The sequence below is a fragment of the Geothrix sp. 21YS21S-2 genome (assembly GCF_030846775.1).
In the GTDB taxonomy this organism is placed as follows: domain Bacteria; phylum Acidobacteriota; class Holophagae; order Holophagales; family Holophagaceae; genus Mesoterricola.
In genome coordinates, this window is record NZ_CP132910.1 from 939756 (window position 1) to 956272 (window position 16517).

19 protein-coding genes are annotated in these 16517 nt (G+C 58.9%); 10 read left to right on the forward strand and 9 right to left on the reverse strand.

What is annotated here, in order from left to right:
* Nucleotides 1-47: 47 nt before the first annotated feature.
* Nucleotides 48-1181, reverse strand: coding sequence for a DNA polymerase IV (gene dinB, locus RAH40_RS04265; RefSeq protein WP_306600839.1), 1134 nt, complete (start codon nt 1179-1181; stop codon nt 48-50).
* A gap of 153 nt (nt 1182-1334) precedes the next feature.
* Between dinB and RAH40_RS04270 the strand changes: the two genes are divergently transcribed.
* The 6 genes from RAH40_RS04270 (at nt 1335) to RAH40_RS04295 (ending at nt 6560) form a co-directional block, all read left to right on the forward strand.
* The gene (locus tag RAH40_RS04270; RefSeq protein ID WP_306600840.1) at nt 1335-2051 is read left to right on the forward strand and encodes a DUF6515 family protein; all 717 of its coding nucleotides are present in this window, start codon (nt 1335-1337) and stop codon (nt 2049-2051) included.
* 89 nt (nt 2052-2140) lie between these two features.
* Nucleotides 2141-2761 (forward strand): TetR/AcrR family transcriptional regulator, encoded by a 621-nt coding sequence (locus tag RAH40_RS04275; RefSeq protein ID WP_306600841.1) that lies wholly within the window; start codon nt 2141-2143, stop codon nt 2759-2761.
* An 83-nt stretch (nt 2762-2844) separates the two neighbouring features.
* Nucleotides 2845-3972, forward strand: a complete 1128-nt coding sequence (locus tag RAH40_RS04280) for an ABC transporter permease (protein WP_306600842.1) — start codon at nt 2845-2847, stop codon at nt 3970-3972.
* A 3-nt stretch (nt 3973-3975) separates the two neighbouring features.
* Nucleotides 3976-4638 (forward strand): ABC transporter ATP-binding protein, encoded by a 663-nt coding sequence (locus RAH40_RS04285; RefSeq protein WP_306600843.1) that lies wholly within the window; start codon nt 3976-3978, stop codon nt 4636-4638.
* 14 nt (nt 4639-4652) lie between these two features.
* Complete coding sequence (locus RAH40_RS04290) at nt 4653-5516, forward strand: efflux RND transporter periplasmic adaptor subunit (protein WP_306600844.1); 864 nt, start codon at nt 4653-4655, stop codon at nt 5514-5516.
* Between the two features lie 33 nt (nt 5517-5549).
* Nucleotides 5550-6560 (forward strand): S9 family peptidase, encoded by a 1011-nt coding sequence (locus RAH40_RS04295; RefSeq protein ID WP_306600845.1) that lies wholly within the window; start codon nt 5550-5552, stop codon nt 6558-6560.
* Between the two features lie 46 nt (nt 6561-6606).
* Here RAH40_RS04295 and RAH40_RS04300 read toward each other — a convergent pair whose 3' ends face one another.
* The gene (locus RAH40_RS04300; RefSeq protein ID WP_306600846.1) at nt 6607-9090 is read right to left on the reverse strand and encodes a CHASE domain-containing protein; all 2484 of its coding nucleotides are present in this window, start codon (nt 9088-9090) and stop codon (nt 6607-6609) included.
* A 176-nt stretch (nt 9091-9266) separates the two neighbouring features.
* Nucleotides 9267-9698, reverse strand: a complete 432-nt coding sequence (locus tag RAH40_RS04305; RefSeq protein ID WP_306600847.1) for a DUF1801 domain-containing protein — start codon at nt 9696-9698, stop codon at nt 9267-9269.
* Nucleotides 9699-10773: 1075 nt separating this feature from the next.
* On the opposite strand from RAH40_RS04305, the gene RAH40_RS04310 reads away from it, so the two are divergent.
* The 3 genes from RAH40_RS04310 to RAH40_RS04320 are packed head-to-tail and all read left to right on the forward strand — an operon-like array spanning nt 10774 to nt 11662.
* Nucleotides 10774-10953, forward strand: a complete 180-nt coding sequence (locus RAH40_RS04310) for a hypothetical protein (protein ID WP_306600848.1) — start codon at nt 10774-10776, stop codon at nt 10951-10953.
* A 2-nt stretch (nt 10954-10955) separates the two neighbouring features.
* On the forward strand, nt 10956-11393 hold the full coding sequence (locus RAH40_RS04315; RefSeq protein ID WP_306600849.1) for a hypothetical protein: 438 nt from the start codon (nt 10956-10958) through the stop codon (nt 11391-11393).
* Nucleotides 11394-11395: 2 nt separating this feature from the next.
* Nucleotides 11396-11662 (forward strand): hypothetical protein, encoded by a 267-nt coding sequence (locus RAH40_RS04320; RefSeq protein WP_306600850.1) that lies wholly within the window; start codon nt 11396-11398, stop codon nt 11660-11662.
* A gap of 72 nt (nt 11663-11734) precedes the next feature.
* Here RAH40_RS04320 and RAH40_RS04325 read toward each other — a convergent pair whose 3' ends face one another.
* The 6 genes from RAH40_RS04325 to RAH40_RS04350 all read right to left on the reverse strand — a co-directional run bounded on the left by RAH40_RS04325 (nt 11735) and on the right by RAH40_RS04350 (nt 15639).
* Entirely contained in the window at nt 11735-12235 is a 501-nt protein-coding gene (locus RAH40_RS04325) for a D-Ala-D-Ala carboxypeptidase family metallohydrolase (RefSeq protein ID WP_306600851.1), read from the reverse strand.
* Nucleotide 12236: 1 nt separating this feature from the next.
* On the reverse strand, nt 12237-12899 hold the full coding sequence (locus tag RAH40_RS04330; RefSeq protein WP_306600852.1) for a phage terminase large subunit family protein: 663 nt from the start codon (nt 12897-12899) through the stop codon (nt 12237-12239).
* A complete protein-coding gene (locus RAH40_RS04335; RefSeq protein WP_306600853.1) occupies nt 12900-13442 on the reverse strand; it encodes an AlpA family transcriptional regulator in 543 nt (180 codons plus the stop codon).
* 221 nt (nt 13443-13663) lie between these two features.
* Nucleotides 13664-14329 carry a hypothetical protein gene (locus tag RAH40_RS04340; protein WP_306600854.1) on the reverse strand — a complete coding sequence of 222 codons (666 nt, stop codon included), beginning with the start codon at nt 14327-14329 and terminating at the stop codon, nt 13664-13666.
* A gap of 7 nt (nt 14330-14336) precedes the next feature.
* Nucleotides 14337-14963: a hypothetical protein gene (locus RAH40_RS04345; RefSeq protein ID WP_306600855.1), complete on the reverse strand. Its 627-nt coding sequence runs from the start codon at nt 14961-14963 to the stop codon at nt 14337-14339.
* 109 nt (nt 14964-15072) lie between these two features.
* Nucleotides 15073-15639 (reverse strand): hypothetical protein, encoded by a 567-nt coding sequence (locus tag RAH40_RS04350; RefSeq protein ID WP_306600856.1) that lies wholly within the window; start codon nt 15637-15639, stop codon nt 15073-15075.
* Here RAH40_RS04350 and RAH40_RS04355 point away from each other — a divergent pair.
* Entirely contained in the window at nt 15612-16508 is an 897-nt protein-coding gene (locus RAH40_RS04355; protein ID WP_306600857.1) for a hypothetical protein, read from the forward strand. The genes RAH40_RS04350 and RAH40_RS04355 overlap by 28 nt on opposite strands.
* Nucleotides 16509-16517: the final 9 nt, after the last annotated feature.

Consider the following 16517-nt stretch of genomic DNA (forward strand, 5'->3'; position numbering starts at 1 on the left):
CCGACCGGAACGGTCAACTAACCTTGACGGAGGTCAAGAGGGCGGAATTAAAAGAGGGGCCGGGGCGCTCCCCCGGCGCCGGGCTTCACCAGCGACCCGGCCCGGACCCCCAGGAGGCGCAGGCGGCGGTCGAAGGTCACCCGGCGCAGGCAGTCCCGGGCGGCGTCCCGCAGGCCGTCGGCGGAGGCCACGGCCCAGGCCAGGGTCACGTCCCGGGAGAGGATGGAGAAGTCGTCGAAGCGGAGCTTGACGCCCACGGTCTTGGCGGCGAGGCCCTTGCGCTCCAGGTCCTGGGCCAGCCGCCCGCAGAGGTCCAGGAGGATGGCGGTGAGCCGCTCCCGGTCCTCCCGGGGGTGCAGGTCCCGCTCGAAGGTGGTCTCCCGGCTCATGGACTTGGCCTCCCGCACGATCGTGAGGGGGCGTCCGTCCCGGCCGTGGGCGGCCTCGGAGAGCCAGGCGCCGAAGCTCTGCCCGAACCGCTGGAGGAGCAGCGCGGGATCGGCCGCCGCCAGGTCGCCGATGGTGCGGATCCCCATGGCCTCCAGCTTCCCGAAGGCCTTGGGCCCGATGCCGTTGACCGCCGAGGCCGGCAGGGGCCAGATGCGGGCCGGGATGTCCTCCAGGCCGAGGATCGTGACCCCGTCGGGCTTCTGGAGCTCCGAGGCGATCTTGGAGAGGAGCTTGTTGGGCGTGATTCCCACGGAGCAGGTGAGGCCGGTGGCGGCCTTCACGGCCTCCTTCAGGCGCCGGGCCAGCTCCGCGGAAGTTCCCTCCACCTCCGTGAGGTCGATGTAGATCTCGTCGATGCCCCGGTCCTCGATGCTGGGCGCGATCTCCGCCACGGCGGCCTTGAAGGCCCGGGACACCCGCGAATAGGTCTCGTAGTCCCCCGGCAGCAGGATGGCGTCGGGGGCCAGGGCGGCGGCCTTCATGAGGCCCATGCCCGAGCGCACCCCGAAGGCCCGCGCCGGGTAGGTGCAGGTGGTGACCACGCCCCGCCCCCGGTAGTCCCTCAGGCGCTGGAACCCTTCCTCCGCGGGGCGCCGGCGGCCGCCGATGACCACGGGCAGGCCCTTGAGCTCCGGGAATTTGAGGAGCTCCACCGAGGCGAAGTACGCGTCCATGTCCAGGTGCGCGATGCGCCGGGGAGGGCCGGAATCCACTGTGTCTGTCGGCTGCATAGGCGTCGCCCCGGGCGGGATGACGAAATTATAGCGAACCGGCGTCCTCGCCGCGAGCCAAGGATTGAACCCGCGCGTCTTTCGCCGCATCTTTGACGGTGGACTCAACCCCCACCGGACCGCGGGGGTCCAACATCACGAAAGGAGCGGACCATGGCCATTTCAAGCAGGTTCCCCACCATCCTCCGTTTCGCGGCCCTTTCCCTCATCGCCTGCTCCGCCTTCGCCGGCCAGCCCTGGTTCCGGGGCGGCGGATCGGCCGGGCGCGGCGGCGGCTTCCACTCCGGTGGCGGTTTCCACTCCGGCGGCGGCTTCCGGGTCCACCCCGGCGGCTTCCATGGCAGCCCCGGCCTGCGCGTCTACGGTTCCGTGGGCATCCTGCCGCGGGGCTACGCCACCTACCGCTGGGGCGGGTCCCCCTACTACATGCACGGCGGACTCTGGTACCGCCCCTGGCGGGGCGCCTACCTGGGCTGCTACCCCCCCATCGGCCTCTACCTGGACGTCCTGCCCTTCGGGTTCGCCACGGCCTACTACGGCGGCCTGCGCTACTACACCTACGAGGACGTCTATTACACCGACTCTCCTTCGGGCGGCTACGTGGTGGCCGATCCCCCGGAGCGGGAGGAGGCCCGCCGCGCCGCGCCGGCCGCACCGGAGCACGACGCTCTCCTGGTCAGTCCCAGGGAAGGCCAGAGCGCCGAGAAGATGAAGGCGGACCGCGCCGACGCCCAGCGCCACGCCCGCAAGGTCAGCGGCTACGACCCGGCGTTCAGCGATCCCTCCGACCCGGGGACGCCCCGGGCCCGCAGGGCCTACCAGAAGGCCCTGAGGTCGTACCTGGAGGACCGCGGCTACTCGGTGGACTGACCCGGGACCGAAACGAAGTTTTTTCTGTAATCGCCATTGACTTGGTAAACAGTGTTTCCTAAATTGGTGGGGTAGCCTGGAGGCGCCCCGTGGGTCCCACCGATCGACGCGAACGAGAAAAGCAGCTTTTGCGCAGGAAGATCCTGGACGTCTCCCGGGAGCTCTTCGCCGAGCGCGGCTACGACGCCGTCACCATGCGCACCATCGCCGAGGCCATCGAGTACAGCCCCCGCACCATCTACCTCCACTTCAAGGACAAGGAAGACCTCATCCGGGAGCTGTGCCAGGAGGATTTCCGGGCCTTCGGCGAGGAGCTGGCGCGGGGCATCGCCATTCCCGACCCCCTGGACCGGGTGCGCGCCATCGGCCTCAGCTACGCCGCCTTCGCCCTGGCGTACCCCCACCACTACCGGCTGATGTTCATGAACCCGCCCCAGGCCAAGCCCGAGCACGGCGGCGACGGCAAGGGGAATCCGGAAGTGGACGCCTACGCCCTGCTGCGCTCCACCCTCGAGGAGGCCATCGCCGCCGGCCTCCTCCGCCCCGACTGGACCGATCCCGACCTGGCCGCCCAGGTGGTCTGGTCGGGCATGCATGGCCTCATGTCGCTGGCCATCACCCACAAGGACGACGCGTGGGTGGCCTGGACCCCCGTCCAGGCGCGCATCGAGGCCATGACCGACGTCCTGATCCGGGGCATCCGCCGGTAGGACCTTCCATCTCCCCCCTGCCCCGCGGCGCCCGCCGCGCGGCGCGAGCTGCACATCCAACCCTTCCCGCAAGGAGTCCCCCCATGGTGGACCTCGCCCTGCGCATGCTCCTGCACGACCGCATGCGGTTCCTCATCACCGTCGCCGGCGTGGCCTTCGCCGTGCAGCTCATCCTCTCGCAGGTGGGGCTGTTCCTGGGCCTCGTCCGGAACTCCTCGGTGATCGTTCGCCACATCCCCGCCGACATCTGGGTGACGTCCCGCAACACCCCCAACGTGGACTTCGCCCAGACCTTCCCGGAGACCTATGTGAACCGCGTGCGGTCCATCCCGGGGGTGGCGCGGGCCGACAACCTCATCGTCACCTTCGTGAACGCCACCCTCCCCACCGGCGCCACGGAAGGCACGGTCACCTATGCCCTGGAGGACTTCCGCGCCTGGAACCTGCCCTGGGACATGGAGAGCGGGAGCGTCGAGGACCTCCGCCGGGGCAACTACATCGTCACCGACGCCTCGGCCGCGCGGCGCATCGGCGCGTTCGCCGCGGGCGACTACCGCCAGGTGCAGGGCGTGCGCATGCGCTATGCGGGGCGCTCCCGCGGCGCCGTGTCGTTCACCACCACGCCGGTGTCCTTCATGGACTACCGCCTGGTCCAGCAGCTCAATCCGGACCTCCTGTCGGGCAGCACCACCTACATCCTCGTGAAGGCCGCGCCCGGCGCGGACCTGAAGGCGCTCCGCGCGGAGATCGGGCGGCGCCTGCCCCACAACGACGTCTACACCGCCCGGGACTGGGCTGACCGCTCCGACGCCTACTGGATCAACAACACCGGCATCGGCATGAACGCCTTCACCGCGGTGTTCCTGGGGGTGCTGGTGGGCGTGGTGGTGGTGGCCCAGACCCTCTACACCTCCACCATGGACCACCTCAAGGAGTTCGGCACCGTCAAGGCCATCGGCGGCTCCAACGCCGACATCTACCTGCTCCTGGGCCGCCAGGCCGCGGTGGCCGCGGTGCTGGGCTTCACCCTGGGCGGCCTCATGGTCCTGGGCCTCAGGCCCGCGGTGGCCGCCCTCGGCCTCCAGCTCATCCTGCCAATGCGGGTGTGGGCGCTGGTGGGCGGCGGAACCCTCCTCATGTGCGTGCTTTCCGCCGGCCTCAGCTTCCGCAAGGTGGCCGGCATCGACCCCGGCCTCGTCTTCAGGAGCTGAACCATGCCCGTCCTCTCCGCCACCGGCATCATCAAGGACTACCAGGAGGGGCGCGAGCCCGTACGCATCCTCCACGGCCTCTCCCTGGACCTGGAGCCCGGGGAGGTCGTCGCCCTGGAGGGCCCCTCGGGGTCCGGCAAGACCACCCTGCTGCAGATCCTCGGCTGCATCCTGAGCCCGACCGGGGGGGAGGTGCGGGTCGCGGGCGAGGCCGCCCGGCCCGGGCGCCTTGCGGCCCTGCGCAGGAGCCACATCGGCTTCGTGTTCCAGCAGTACAACCTCTTCCCCTCCCTCAACGCGGTGGAGAACGTCCAGTACGCCCTGCAGGTGAAGGGCTTCCCCCGGGAGGGCATCCGGGAGGAGGCCCGCACCTGGATCGAGACCATGGGCCTGGCGGACCGCGCCGGGTACCTGCCCCGGGACCTCTCCGGCGGCCAGAAGCAGCGCGTGGCCATCGCCCGGGCCATGGCCGGGAGGCCCCAGGCGCTGCTGGCCGACGAACCCACCGCCAACCTCGACACCGCCTCCGGCAGCCAGGTGCTGCGGCTCTTCCGGAACCTCGCCACGGACCACGGCCGCGCCGTGCTGATCGTCACCCACGACCCCAAGGTCCAGGACATCGCCGACCGGGTGCTGCGCATCCGGGACGGCCGGTTCCAGGCCTAAGAAAGGAGCCCCCCATGCGCAAGCTGCCCCTAGTCCTCGCCGGCCTCTCCACCCTGGCCCTCACCGCCTTCGCGCTCTATCCCCGCGCCCAGGCCCGGCCCCAGCCCGCCCCCGCGGCGCCTTCCGCCCTGCGCTGCGAAGGCCGTGTGGCCGCCTACCCCGGGGCCGACCTGGTGGTCTCCGCCGAGTACGGCGGGCGCCTGGCCTCGCTCCCCGTGCGTGAACTGGACCGCGTCCGGGCGGGGCAGGTACTCGCCCGCCTCGATTCCCGGGAGCAGGAGGCGAGCCTCGCCTCGGCCCGCGCCCGGGTGCGGGAGCTGGAGGCCGAGGGCCGCTTCCTGGACCTGGAGCTGCGGCGCCAGCAGCGCCTCCTGGCCGCGGGGGTCGTGGGCCAGCGCGCCTTCGACGACGCGGACTCCCAGCTCCGGCTCTCCCGGGCCCGCCGGGAGGCGGCGCTGGCCACCGCGGCCCAGCTGGAGGCCGCCCTGGCCAAGCTCACCCTGGTGGCGCCCTTTTCCGGCGTCATCGTGGAGCGCCTGGCCCAGCCCGGCGAGCTCCTGGCCCCCGGGGGGCGCCTGGTGCGCATCGCCGACCTGGACCGCCTGCGGGTGGAAGCCGAAGTGGACGAGTACGACCTGCCCTCCCTGGCGGTGGGCCGGGAGGTGGCCATCGAGGTGGAGGGCACCGCCGGCACCCTGGCGGGACGGGTGGAGGAGGTGCCTGCGGCCGTGTCCCTGCGCCGCCTCAAGCCCCTGGACCCCGCCCGGCCCTCGGACATCCGGGTCGCCCTCGTGAAGGTGGCCCTGCCCCGGGAGGCCCGCCTGAAGCTGGGCCAGCGGGTGGAACTGGCCATCGCCTCCGGGAGTGGGCTAAAGTAGTTCGTCCCTCGCAAAACGAGGCCTGGAGGCCCCATGTTCCGCTCCATCCCGCTCGCCCTGGCCCTCGCCCTCGCCCTGCCCGCCCAGGAAACGCCGGAAGCGCGCATCAAGCGCCTCGAAGCCCACGTGGAGAGCCTGGCGTGGGAGCTGGACCAGGTGCGCAAGTCCGCCGACGACGCCCTGTTCTGGCTGCGCCTTTCCGACGTGGCCGAGGTGGACAAGGTCATCCTGACGGGCCCGCCCAACCCCAAGGGCAAGGAGACCTACGGCATCCGGAACGAGCGCCACCCCCTGCGGATCTACGCGTACACCTTCGTCCCGAAGAACCTGGACCGGGCCCGGAAGCATCCGGCCATCCTCCTCAGCCACGGGGGCGTCCACGGCGACTTCGGCACCTACCACGCGCACCTGGTGCGGGAGATGGTGGCCCGGGGCTACATCGTCGTGGCGCCCGAATACCGCGGCTCCACGGGCTACGGCAAGGGCCTGCACGACGCCATCGACTATGGGGGCCTGGAGAACGACGACGTGGTGGCCTGCCGGGACTGGGCCGTGGAGGAGCTGCCCGTGGACCCCAGGCGCGTGGCCCTGGTGGGCTGGAGCCACGGGGGCATGATCAGCCTCATGGCCGGCTTCGACCACCCGGACAAGTTCGCCTGCATCTACGCCGGCGTGCCCGTGAGCGACCTGCTGGCCCGCGTGGCCTACGCCGGGGAGGAATACCGCGACGACGCGACGGTCAAGAGCATGTTCGGCAAGCCGCCCACGGAGGACGTGGACCTCCTGCGCCGGCGCAGCCCCATCTGGAACGTCCACAAGCTCAAGCTCCCCCTCATGGTCACCAGCACCACCAACGACCGGGACGTGGACGTGGTGGAGGTGGAGCAGCTCATCACCCACCTCAAGGCCGCGGGCAAGGCCTTCGATTCGAAGATCGAGCAGGACGCGCCGGGAGGGCACGGGTGGGACCGCATCGACACGTCCTACGCGCGCAAGGCCCGCAAGGCGATGTACGAGTTCCTGGCAAAGCATCTGGGCAGGTAGCAGCCGGGTAGGCCGCCAGAAAAGTGTTACCTGTCCTTCTGGCTGCCTAGGCCGTCCTGAAATACATCCGCAAGACGAGTCCCTCCCCTTCCCCGTTCTGCACATGGAACCCCGCCCGGTGGGCCTTCAGGATGCCCACGGCGGCCGCCAGCCCCAGGCCCCGGCCGGGCTCGCGGGTGGTGTAGAAGGGGTCGCAGATCAGGTGCAGCTTGTCCGGGGCCACGCCGGGACCGTCGTCCTGCACCTCCAGGCACACGGTGCCGGGGGCGTGGAACTGGGGCAGGGGCCACACGCCCTGGTGCGTGCCGGCCCCGGCGCCGGCATGGGTGCGGAGCCGCAGGCGGACCCGCGAGGCCCCGGCTTCCAGGGCGTTGTCCAACATGGCCGTCACGACCTGCTCGAGCTTGCCGGGATCCCCCAGGATGGGGGGCACGGCATGGAAGTCCCGTTCGAGCATCAGGCCCGGCTTCAGGGGAACGCGATCGAGCAGATCCTCCAGCTCCATCGGCTCCAGGCGCACGATGCCGCGGCCCGAGAAGTCCAGCATCTTGCGGGAGAGGGTCACGGCCCTGCCCAGGGCGGCCCGGGCCTGGTCCAGGATCAGGGCAAGGTCGACGTTCCCCTTGGTCATGAACCCGGCGATCTCGAGGTTGGACTGGATGGCCTGGAACACGTTGTTGAAGTCGTGGGCGATGCCTCCGGCCATGAGCACCAGGCTCTCGGCCTTGCGGGCCCGCAGCTCGCTCTGGGCGGCCTGGTCCACGGCGCTGAGGTCCCGGACCATGGAGAGGATCTGCCGGGGCTCGCCGGGAGCCAGAAGGCCGATGCGGACCTCCACGGGGAAGGAGGTGCCGTCCTTGCGCCGCGTGCGCCCCTCGAAGCGCCTCGACTCGCCGAAGGCCAGGGCGTTCCAGATGCCGGCGTACGCGTCCATGGGCATGTCGGGGGAAAGGTCCTGCACCCGCAGGTTCGCCAGTTCCTCCCGGGAATACCCGGTGAGCCTCGAGGCTTCCAGGTTGGCCAGGAGGATGCGGCCCTCCGGATCGAAGAGGAAGATGGGATCCACCGCGTTCTCCACCAGGTTCCGGAAGCGGGCCTCGCTCTCCCGCAGGTTCTCCAGGGCCCGCATGTGGCCGGTGATGTCCTCCACGAGGGCCAGGTGATGGGGCACCCCTCCCAGATCCAAGGGCAGGCGGACCACCCTCAGGCGCCCCCAGACCACGTGGCCGTCGCTGTGGAGGTAGCGCTTCTCCTTGGCGAACTCCTCGACCTTCCCGGAGATCACGTCCCCAAGGGAGGCCAGATCCGCCGCCACGTGGTCGGAGTGGGTCAGGTCCTGGAAGGTGCGCTCCAGGAGCTCGCCCGGGGTATAGCCCAGGATCTGCCCCAGACGCGGGTTCACCGCCACGAAGCCTCCCGTGACACTGTTCACGATGGCCATGCCCACGGGCGCCTTCTCGAACAGCGTCCCGAAGCGGGCCCCGGTCATGCGGAGCTCCTCGGCCATGCTCAGCGCCATGCGATGTGCGCGGTGCGCCGCTCCCTGGCCCAGGAACAGGACCGTGGCGAATCCCAGGCTCAGGGCCAGGCCCGCCACCAGGATCTCCCAGTGGCCCCTGCTGCCCGCCCCGGCGAAGAAGGAGGCATTGGAGCGCACCTGCAGCGTCCACACCCGGCCGCCCACGGGGAACGAGCGCTCCAGCGCGGGCCCGCCACGGGCGAAGTCAGGGACGGATTCGAAGAGCAGGGGCCCCCCGCCCTGCGCGGGCCCGTCCACCAGGGCCACGTCGGCCGAAACCCGTTCCTGGGCCAACGTTCCGCGGACCAGGTCCCCCATGCGGAAGGGGAGGTAGGTCCAGCCCCGGAAGGCCACCCTGCGCTGGGCCACGGTGTCCCGGGGCAGGCGCCGGTCGTACACGGGCGCATAGAACAGGGTGCCGACCTGCACGTCGGTGGCGGTCTCCTGGTAGAGGGTCACCGGCCCGGACATGAGCGGTACCCCCTGGTCGCGGGCCCGGAGCATGGCAGCGCGCTGCACCTGGTCGGCCGACATGTCCTTGCCGAAGGCCCGCCGGTTGCGGGCGTCCATGGGCTCGAGGTAGATGATGGCGCTGCATCCGTCCTGCCCGGGCGCCAGGGCGCCGCCGGGTTCGACGCGGTAGTCCGGGAAGCCCTCCCGGCGCATGCGCCTTGTGTGGGCCTCCAGGTCACCGGGCGCGATCCACTCCGCGAACCCCAGCCCCTGGGCCCCCGGGTGCAGCGTGGGGAGTTCCAGCCCTTCCACGTAGTCCCGGAACTCCCCGCGGCTGGGGAGGGACCCGCGCCCGAGGTACCCGGCGCTGCCGCGCAGCACCTCCTCCAGGCTCTTCATCCGGAATTCCAGCTGCATCGCCAGCGACCGCGCCTGGTCCCTCTGGAGGTCCCGGATCCGGGTCCGCTCCACCTGCCGGCTCATGGACCAGGCCACCAGCGTGAGCAGGACGCCGCAGAGCAGCCCCGCCAGGGGCCAGAAGCCTCGGAAAGCGCGCACGGCGAGCTTCGGTTCGTCGGGAACCATGATCAGGCGTCCTTGGGAAGAAACCAGCTGGCAGACAGCTGGGCATGGGTGCGATCATCCAACTATAGGCCGAATCGCCCCCGCGAACCTTGGCCATTTCCCGGTACGCCCCATCCCGGAAGGTTCGTTCGGGAACCCCGGCGGTCCCGTCAGGGGTACCGGCGCCGCACCTCGGCCAGGGACCCGGCGACGAGCCGCTCCAGCACCGCCAGGTCCAGGTCGCCGAGCTGTCGAACGTACAAACAGGCCTTGCCCACCTTGTGCCTTCCCAGCTTCGCGAGGAGTTCGTCCCGCCCGGGGAAACCGGCCATCAGGTAGATGCTGATATCGCCCTTCCGGGAGGCGAAACCCACCTGGCAGGAGTCCCCTTCCCTGCCGCTCTCGTACCTGTAGTGATAGCTTCCGAAGCCCACGATGCCGGACCCCCACATGACTGCCGGATAGCCGGTCACGCGGGTCATCAGACGGACCAGCTCCCGGCAGTCGTCGCGCCTGGATCCATCGGCGATTCCGGCGAGGTAGGCCTCCACGCTGGCCTGGGTGGGTCGGGTCTTGTTCTCAGCCATGGGAAGAAAATACATGAAAAGCCCCCGGGATCGGGGGCTGTATCTGCGGGAAATTGCCCGCCTCGGGCCGTGCAGGGAAAGTATCGGTTCTCCGGGAGTGCGGTCAACCCCGCCGCAACCGCCGGCCGAGGGCGCGGGAACAGGACGGCAGGATTGGAGACCTGGGAAAAAAGCCCGGAGATCTGGTCTCGCGGGCTTCTTCATCTACTGGAGGCGCCGATCGGAATCGAACCGATGAATGGCAGATTTGCAGTCTTGGTTTCTTGCAATAACAACCTTTATTTTCAACATTTAGCTATTTTAATTAACAATTTTTAGGCATTGAATCTAAATATACTTAGCCATATCAAGGATTTGAAGGTCGGACAAAATCCGGACATTCCTTCTGGTTCCATGCACTTGCATTTCTATTATAATCAATACTTACGTATTTGGCTTGTTAATATTGAAGTATTCATTGTAATTTCTATTCAGTGGTTCTCTGGATTTATATGAATTTGTCTAAACCTTTGATCTGTCAAGCAGATTAGTAATCTGGAGCAAGTGCCAAACATCAGTGATTGCTAAAATACCATTGCGACGCCTTCTCAATTGCCCCGCCCTACCCTGTCCAGCATCCCGAATACCCAAGATGCCTACTACCTGCACTTAGGGTCATGCCGATTCTACCCTAGCCCTAAGTGTTGAAATGGTTGCGCATTCTAAGGCTTTGCCTGCCAACCCTACCCTGCCTGGACACGACAGAGGCCCAGGCGGTGAGAATATGTCTCGTTTTTTGGCATAAAGATTAGTATTAGGGATGATAGGTCTTTGGATTAGAGATCATGGGGCAAAACCCAAAAGATTAGAAATCGTTTGCCGGAGGATTCAACATTACGGCCCTACCTGCTAGGGCACTTTTTCGGAGATTTTGGCTAAAAGGCAAATTGTTAACAAATCCGTGACATGAACCATTTAATGATGCACTTATTTTTCATATTTTTACCGTTATTCTACTTCGCTTTTTTGAAGTGCGAGCGGTTGGGAACGGTTATAGCTCTCCTGCCCTATCCATTGGAGCACTGTTGCTCCCACTCGCACAGGAGCCGCCATGGCCGCACCACTCAAAGCACCAGAGATTAGAGCAAGAAGCAAAATCAATACCTACCTTACTAAAAGCACACATGACAAGCTGAAGGAGCTTGCAAAAGGGCATAACACAACCATTAGCAACATTATCAAGGAATTGGTAGAAGTCTACCTCAACCAAGAAACAGAAAAGGAGAAATAGAAATGGCATCCATCAATTGCGAAACATTCATTTGCGGAATCAATGTATTCCCCACATTCAGCGTTAGGCGGGAACCTCAAATGAGATTGAATTTCCCCAATGCTTATGAATTCCTGGACGAAAGCACACTCTTGAACATCATCAAATTTTTTGATTACATTGATGATGACGATAAGAGAAATGCATTCGCGGCTGAATACATCAAAGAAAACAAGCTAAAATTATACAATTTGTTGCTTGATACGCATGTGAGGCCGCTTGATTTTTGTCTTGAATGCAGGCGCATCTTTGACCTCTTCACTCTGGAAAAAGCCTACACCTGGACATATGAAGGTGAAACACTCACATTGAAATACACCCTAGAAACCGTCAAAAACAACGATGAGGCAAAAGAAGCATTATTCAACCGACTTGCGGTAATCAAAGGACAGGAGAAGTAGAAATGACTAACAACCTTAACAATATCCAAGAGGCAGTAGACAAGCTCAACATTCCAGAGCAGAAAGAAGTAGATGAAGCCTGGAAAGAGGCTTGTGAAGTGGCGTTAGACATTGCCAGAAATGATATTGAAGGCATTGACGACGATCTAATCAAAAATGTATACATGCCAAAAGAAGATAATGAATCAGATAAACACTATGAAGCCAGAGTAAAATTGGTATCAGAAGCTCTTGGAAAGATAGTGCTTTCGATTCCTGATGCTGAGTAGATAGAGCTTAGGCCATCCTTTGAGAAATCATTGGATGGCCTATTTTTTTTGCCCATTTTCTGAATCAAAATATCAAAATCCCTGACCTTGAATGAAATTTAATGCCTGCTCTCTTGTGACTTGTGTATATTTCTTTTTATCATTGCAGAGCAGAATCATGTTGCGATTATTTGCTCTATTTGCCGTGGCATATGAGGCGTGAATCCAGGTTCCGTGAGGATTCTGATCTGACATGCCCTCCAAGATAAGCTGATCAAAGATTATGCCTGCCTGGAGAATGAGCCGTAGGGCCTTTAGTAGTGGCATATCAGCAAGAACCATATCCAGAGCTTCAGCCCTTGCGTGTTGGCTTGTAGACACTCCACCTACCAGCCTATTAAGCTCGTCACATCTCCAGCCGGAATTGATGTGTATTGGCGTATTCAGTGCCTCTCTGATTGGTTCAAAGAGAAATTCGGCAAGGATCTTGGCTCTTGGAATCAAATCATCTGGAAGCGAATTATCAATTCCATTCTTAACAGCAATATCAGAATGTTCCAATTCTTCTTTTGAAAGGTGTTTCGACAATTGCATACTATCTACCAGACATTAACCTATCAAGCTTTTCATTAATATTTCGTAGCTCAATTGAAATCTGAATCTCAAGCTTTGCAATTCTTACATCATGGTCTGACATCTTTGTATTGGCACCTTCTGAATGATTTTCTAGCATGTCCAATCGTGCTGTAATAGCCTCAAGTGCAATTTCAACATCAGTATTGGCCTGTTCAACCATTGTCTTTGAATGGGTTGCACACTTTGAAGCCTGCTTATCTTCCTGAGTAGATTGTCTATCTTCTATAGCCTTCTTAAAGAGCGGTCTGATTTCTGGGCTATTGGAGATGGACGGAGCGAGTCTGTCATCTGCGAATTTCTTCATAAGGGTATCTTTTGGGAAATAGATACCATTTGGACGAGGTTTGTAGTGTGTGTAGTAGAGAATATAGGCAGTAATTACCTGGGATTTGCCTGTCTGACTTGCCAGCATAAATGTAATTCTTTGGTATCTCTTATCATTTCCTACGGCCAACATTTCATACTGATATGGCATTAGTGTTGTATTGTATCTGCCAGCAAACCTCGACTCACCACCCGCAACATACAGGAATATATTTGCCCAATCAGCAGGGTTAATATCTGGCTTTGGCTTGATAATAGTCAATACACGCCTAAGCGTGTCCTTAATTCTGATATCCACTTAAATACTACTTTCTTCTATATCTTCATCTTCAATAAACACATTTTTGATAAATGTTGCCTCATTCATTTTCTCGAAAATTGCATCAATCTGCGCCTGGAGAATTGACGCTTTCTCGTCTTCTGTCTGTCCATCGTGGATGAGCTTTGAGGCTAGATCGCCAAAGCTTTCACGCATGGTATTAGCGGCTGAAATGGTTCTTGACCAGCCATCTTCAATATCACGAGCAGGCAGAAGAGCCTCTTTCTCTCGTTCGTATTTCAGCTTCTCTCTATCAGCTTCAATCTTGAGCTTCACCAATCGAGCTTGGTCTAATGGTCCCAAGTCTTCATCTTTCAAACCTGATCGATACTTAACATACCAAGCAAGAACATCTTCAAGAACATAGTAATTTTTTGTTCTACCCACCTTTTCTGGATCAATACGAAATGGAAGACCCTTATCTTTAACCAAATTTGATATATGTTGTGGTGATAAACCTAATATATCATGAACATTATCAAGGGTCATATTATCTGTGTTAAGGTTTTTAATTATTGCCATTATATATTCTCGCTATACCATATTGCGCTACTATCTTAGGGTCCAATATACTTAATCTACTATTATATCTATATCAAATCGGTTCAAATCGAGTAAGAGTAGTGGAAAAGCGGGCGTTGCGAACCTCCGATTTGCAGGCCATTTATGAAGGACCCATCGAAATCATGAGGGCGCATGAGTGATTGACCTTTCGTGCCCAACATCTCTGATCACTCACCTTGCTACTTCTTTGGCCTCATGCTCTTGAATACCTGTTCGATAGCCTGCGTGAAGACCTCTTGGTATTCGCTTGAGACAATCTGGTTTGCCGTGTCTATGAAGTGGGGCTTCACAGGTCGAGTGATGCGGCTGGTCATGCGATAGATTGGCTTGATGGTCCTCTTCCCTGTTCTCTGGAAGATCATGAGAGAGCCTGTGTCGCTCTTCAGTGAGAAGGTTCTATTGCCGCCTGTCTGGTGGGGCTGGATCGTGCCAGAGCCAAAGGTCAGGTTCCGCATAGCCAGAGCATTGGAGCCTCTTACGATCTTGTTTGTGAGCTTTCCAGCTTGAGCAGCCAAGAGAGATCGACCATTAGCCGGTGTGTGCGCCTGCCCTTCTTCAAAGGATGCCAATTGGGCATACTCAACAGAGATGGTGACATTCCACTTTGTCTTTGTTGCCCTATTCACCTTAGATATCTTGATTGAATTGAATATGAATTTCTTGCGTGAGTCTTTGATCTTGAATGAGGATTCGATACGCTCTCTCATTCTCTGTTGGAATCTATCAGCCAACATATTGAGACCTCGCTTAATAGCCTCTGGAATCTGGTCTTCTCTCTGGATATTTTTGAAGTATTCAATTACTGGCTGGACTTGCATATCAACATTAACAATCATCATCTTCAATCACCGGCTATTCTCCAGAATGATCGTCTGGCATAGAGTATGGATCTTCTCTACCGTCAGGATCATATGTCTCTTCATAGATTAAATCATCTGGATCACTTTGAAGTAGCCATTCATCCATTGTTCCGGTATGGACAGCATGATCAGTGAGCTTCTGATTCATCCCTTGAAGATCAAATTTGAAGCGCATATAGAAGTATGTGTAGACAGTGGCATAGACATCTATACCGTCTTTGTCCTGTCCAATCACCCGCTTTGGATCATACTTCCCAATATTCTTGATCCCAGATACCACAAGATTATTAAAACAATCTTCATATAGATCACCCCATTTGGTCATACGCGCCATCATTCCATAGATCAGGCGACACAAGTAGAGAATGAAATCATCTCTATTGGCATCTGTCTTATTCAGATTCCATTTGAGCCAGAGGTATTGACCAACCTCTGTGATGAATGGCGTCTTGGCTGGCCTGCCCTTCCTTGGCTTTGTGGACGGTTGAATCTCTGGGAAGTAGGCACAGGCTCGCTTGATGAAGGCTGGAGAGCATGAGTCAATGGTCCTGGTCTTTAATATTTCTTGGATGGTCCTCTTCTCTATTTCAGTGACCATCTGTTCATCGTATGGCATCATCTTTTATTTCTTTCAATATACAAACAAATCAATAATGTTAATAACGCGATATCAAGTATTACGATAAAGGCCCATACCGTATAACCCATCATCAATAACAGGAACCACATTATGGAGTCTGAATAGCGACCTGGATATCCATGATCTCTATTTCTATCTTTTCTTCTACACTACAAATCTTCTGGAGGCACAAACCAAAGACCTGTGAATCGTCCAAGCCAGCCTCAATCTCTCTCAAGGCTTCAAATAGGGCATCAACAGCCGCCTTCTCATAGCTGGCAGCATCCTTGATCCTGATCCCACCGGCTTTTGTGAACCAGGTAGGACAGTGGAGCCGTAGAACCAGGCACAGGCTTTGACCTTTGAGAGCCTGAACATCACCAGAGAGGCCATGAGCTTCAATCTGTTTCAGAATCTCATGCTGAGCTATGGCTTTCCAGATTCTTCCTTCTGGTGTCAGGACTCGATATCGCCCTCTGGTCATGTAAAGCTGATTAATAGATGGTGGGAAAGAAGATAGCTGGAATACAAGCATTGATTGATGGTCTCTAGAGATTAATTCTGTCTCTTGATCCGAGAGATGAGACGATTTCTCAAATTTATTTTCAAAAATATCTGATATGCTCTGCCCATTCCGGGAGTCAGAGCATGTTTCTTCAAACGGTTCAGCAGGCATGCTCTAATTGCCATCCGGTTCATGGTGCGATTCAGCAGGCCTCCACTTCAAGCAATACCTTGGCCTGGATAGGTGCAATTGGGGCAATCACCGGAGGCATAGGAGCCTGTGTGGCAGCAATAATTTCCGGGTTTGCAGCCAGCATCAGCCGAGAATCAGCAAAGGCAAGCGAAGATGCTTTAGTCGTCAGCCGTGAAGCCGTTCAATCAAGCAAAGATGCGGCAGAAGCCAGCCGGATATCTGCCGATATCATGCAAAAACAGTATCAAGATGAATCGGACCAAAAGAGGCCCTTGCTCGAATTCGGAAAGATTGAATTGACGAATAAAGATAGAGATAATTACTCTCAATACCATGACCCAACACGGTGCGTATTGCACAGATTCACAATACCCGTCAAGAACAAGCGTCAAGAATATCTTGAAGATATTTCATATATATATGCATTTTATAGCGACAACGAAATTATCGATATTGGCTTCAATTTTCACTCAATAGCCTATTCTTGCAGGGATCATTACATTATAGACGAGATAATTCAAAATCCAAAAAAATACCCCAACAAAGATGTTTATTTGTTTTTGTTTGTAAATGTTCACGACATTAACGGAAAGAGCAAATTTGCAATATATGGCGAAAAATTTGATAAATCATGCTGCAATAATTTTAATATTACCATTAGCAAAAAGCTTGAACCAATCCAGCATGAATTGACAGCCGCTATTGGTGAAATATATGCAGAAATCATAAATATGAGCAAAGCACATCTAAGGTATAACAAAAGAGATAAAATGATTAGACTATTAGAACAAGACGCTTTATTCATAAAAAGCCTTGAACAGTGTAGAAAAATAAATCCAGATTTATAGCCAAGGAGC

Excerpts from the sequence above, each read along its gene's own strand:
- RAH40_RS04290 (WP_306600844.1), top strand. The coding sequence starts at position 4,653 with ATGCGCAAGCTGCCCCTAGTCCTCGCCGGCCTCTCCACCCTGGCCCTC.
- RAH40_RS04310 (WP_306600848.1), top strand. The coding sequence starts at position 10,774 with ATGGCCGCACCACTCAAAGCACCAGAGATTAGAGCAAGAAGCAAAATC.
- RAH40_RS04305 (WP_306600847.1), bottom strand. The coding sequence starts at position 9,698 with ATGTATTTTCTTCCCATGGCTGAGAACAAGACCCGACCCACCCAGGCC.
- RAH40_RS04295 (WP_306600845.1), top strand. The coding sequence starts at position 5,550 with ATGTTCCGCTCCATCCCGCTCGCCCTGGCCCTCGCCCTCGCCCTGCCC.
- RAH40_RS04350 (WP_306600856.1), bottom strand. The coding sequence starts at position 15,639 with ATGCCTGCTGAACCGTTTGAAGAAACATGCTCTGACTCCCGGAATGGG.
- RAH40_RS04315 (WP_306600849.1), top strand. The coding sequence starts at position 10,956 with ATGGCATCCATCAATTGCGAAACATTCATTTGCGGAATCAATGTATTC.
- dinB (WP_306600839.1), bottom strand. The coding sequence starts at position 1,181 with ATGCAGCCGACAGACACAGTGGATTCCGGCCCTCCCCGGCGCATCGCG.
- RAH40_RS04270 (WP_306600840.1), top strand. The coding sequence starts at position 1,335 with ATGGCCATTTCAAGCAGGTTCCCCACCATCCTCCGTTTCGCGGCCCTT.
- RAH40_RS04285 (WP_306600843.1), top strand. The coding sequence starts at position 3,976 with ATGCCCGTCCTCTCCGCCACCGGCATCATCAAGGACTACCAGGAGGGG.
- RAH40_RS04280 (WP_306600842.1), top strand. The coding sequence starts at position 2,845 with ATGGTGGACCTCGCCCTGCGCATGCTCCTGCACGACCGCATGCGGTTC.
- RAH40_RS04345 (WP_306600855.1), bottom strand. The coding sequence starts at position 14,963 with ATGATGCCATACGATGAACAGATGGTCACTGAAATAGAGAAGAGGACC.
- RAH40_RS04325 (WP_306600851.1), bottom strand. The coding sequence starts at position 12,235 with ATGCAATTGTCGAAACACCTTTCAAAAGAAGAATTGGAACATTCTGAT.
- RAH40_RS04335 (WP_306600853.1), bottom strand. The coding sequence starts at position 13,442 with ATGGCAATAATTAAAAACCTTAACACAGATAATATGACCCTTGATAAT.
- RAH40_RS04355 (WP_306600857.1), top strand. The coding sequence starts at position 15,612 with ATGTTTCTTCAAACGGTTCAGCAGGCATGCTCTAATTGCCATCCGGTT.
- RAH40_RS04320 (WP_306600850.1), top strand. The coding sequence starts at position 11,396 with ATGACTAACAACCTTAACAATATCCAAGAGGCAGTAGACAAGCTCAAC.